Raw genomic sequence first — 2167 nt, forward strand, 5'->3', positions numbered from 1 at the left:
ATCGCTCAGGTATAAGGATTACGCACAATTAACGGAGTTTCTAAAGGTTTTAAAAGAAATTCCTAACCTCATAGAGCTTCATATTTCTTAATATTCCTATCTGCCTTTATAGCCGGGACATGCCTCAAATCCCTTGCACCCTGCCTTTCTCAATTTGCAGTCTTTATTTGTGCATATGGAGATATGCTGTTCTTTTGGAGTTTTTTCTTCCCTCTTCTTTTTTCCAATTTTATTTTTCCCTTTCAATGCTCCATTCCTCCATCACTCCACTGCCTTTCCCTTCTCCCAAGCCACAACCCTTTCGTAATGTTTGAACAATTTCTCCCGCCTTTTGAATTCTCTCGAATGCACAGAACGTCTGCCGTTTTTGGCCTCAACATCCATGTCGGCATGGAGCATTTCATGGTAAACAATGAATTCTATAAAATAACGTGGAACCGATTTTTTATCGAGAATTGGATTGATCCTTATGGTATTCGTATGGCTGCTGTAACTTCCAAGTGTCCTCCTTCTCACAGCATAACGGGAGATCTTTATTCCCCATGTAATAGAGGCTGTAACCCTTCCGTTAAAGTATTCACCGTTTACATTTGCATATATTTCACGAAGGTCGTAATATTTACCCTGTGTATTAATACTTAATTTTTTGGGAGGCTTCTTCTTCAGGCAATTGCTGTTCTGCTTTATGAAATCTCTAATGAGCGGCGTCCTTGCCTTTCTGTTTTTTATGAACTGCGCTATCTCGAAAATAACATCATTGCCTGCATCAAGAAACATCCTGTGGAGCCTGACATACACAATCCCGCCTTTTGTCTTCAATGAAATCATGCTGGTGGAGTTGTCGGTAATTTTTAAGGAAATGCTTTTGCCTGTTATCTTTTCAAGATAATCCCTGAGTGAATCTTCGTCATAAGATATCGGTAAAGACAACTGCTCTGTGGTCATAAGTATAATATACAATAAAAGTTTCTGCTAAAACTAAGCCATAATCTGCAGCCAAACGGAGCAAGGCTATCTTGACATAAACCAACTCCATAAACTAAATTACATACTTATGAGAAGGCCGTTTATAGCAGCAAACTGGAAGATGAACAAGACTGTTGGTGAGACCGAATCATTCCTAAAGGAATTCATTTCCCTTGTTCAGGATGCAAACAATGTCGATATCGTCATTGCGCCGCCATTTACATCACTTCATACCGCGTCATCAATAATTAAAAATACAAACATACAGCTTTCTTCTCAGGATGTATTTTACGAAGAAAAAGGAGCCTATACCGGAGAGATAGCGCCTGCCATGCTTACCGACATCGGCTGCAAGCATGTGATAATAGGGCATTCCGAAAGACGCCAGTATTTCCACGAGACAGACGAAATAATAAATAAAAAGATAAAGGCAGCAAGAAAACACGAACTTGGTATAATCTTCTGTATCGGAGAATCCCTGCAAGAAAGGGAATCAGGAAAAACCTTTGATGTCCTGAAAACGGAAATAGAGGAAGGACTGAAAGATATATCTCCTGACGGCATTGTGGTAGCTTACGAACCAATCTGGGCAATAGGAACAGGAAGGACAGCAACTACAGAGCAGGCGCAGGAAGCCCATAAGTATATTCGTGAAAGACTTGCCTCGCTTTACGGTGATAAGGCAAATGAAATCAGGATACTCTATGGCGGAAGCGTAACACCCGATAATATAGATGCCTTGATGGCTTGCGAAGATGTTGACGGCGCCCTTGTTGGCGGGGCAAGCCTGAAGGCTGACAGTTTTGCAAGGATAGTAAAGTTTAAAAGATAAAATAAGGAGGAAGTAATGGCAACCTTTATAATAATCATTCATATACTGGCATCGCTCTTTTTGATTGCCGTAGTTTTATTGCAGAGCGGAAAGGGCGCTGAAATGGGAGCAGCATTCGGAGGCTCAAGCCAGACCCTTTTCGGAAGCAGGGGTGCAGCAACATTTTTAAACAAACTCACGACAGTTGCTGCCGTTGTCTTCATGCTCACATCCCTTGCACTGACAATGGTCACAACAAAAACAACTTCTGTCATAAAGCAAACTGCTCCTGCAGAACAGCAGAAGGCGATACCGCAGTTGCCGCAGCAGCCGATATCACAGCAGCCTCAGCAGATACCGCAAAAACCTCTCAATAAATAGTGAATGAGT

Annotated in this window: 4 protein-coding genes; 2 read left to right on the plus strand and 2 right to left on the minus strand. The window is 41.7% G+C overall.

What is annotated here, in order from left to right; translation table 11 throughout:
* Positions 1–96: 96 nt before the first annotated feature.
* Positions 97–246, minus strand: coding sequence for a hypothetical protein (locus V7L97_RS06645; protein WP_333654411.1), 150 nt, complete (start codon positions 244–246; stop codon positions 97–99).
* A gap of 15 nt (positions 247–261) precedes the next feature.
* Positions 262–960: a SprT-like domain-containing protein gene (locus V7L97_RS06650; RefSeq protein ID WP_333654412.1), complete on the minus strand. Its 699-nt coding sequence runs from the start codon at positions 958–960 to the stop codon at positions 262–264.
* A 94-nt stretch (positions 961–1054) separates the two neighbouring features.
* Between V7L97_RS06650 and tpiA the strand changes: the two genes are divergently transcribed.
* A complete protein-coding gene (tpiA, locus tag V7L97_RS06655) occupies positions 1055–1798 on the plus strand; it encodes a triose-phosphate isomerase (protein ID WP_333654413.1) in 744 nt (247 codons plus the stop codon).
* Positions 1799–1813: 15 nt separating this feature from the next.
* The gene (gene secG, locus V7L97_RS06660; RefSeq protein WP_333654415.1) at positions 1814–2158 is read left to right on the plus strand and encodes a preprotein translocase subunit SecG; all 345 of its coding nucleotides are present in this window, start codon (positions 1814–1816) and stop codon (positions 2156–2158) included.
* Positions 2159–2167 lie beyond the last annotated feature (9 nt).

The organism is Dissulfurispira sp. (genome assembly GCF_036745535.1).
Classification (GTDB): Bacteria; Nitrospirota; Thermodesulfovibrionia; order Thermodesulfovibrionales; family Dissulfurispiraceae; genus Dissulfurispira.

Coding starts and splice junctions, on each gene's coding strand:
- tpiA (WP_333654413.1), top strand. CDS start 1,055: ATGAGAAGGCCGTTTATAGCAGCAAACTGGAAGATGAACAAGACTGTT.
- secG (WP_333654415.1), top strand. CDS start 1,814: ATGGCAACCTTTATAATAATCATTCATATACTGGCATCGCTCTTTTTG.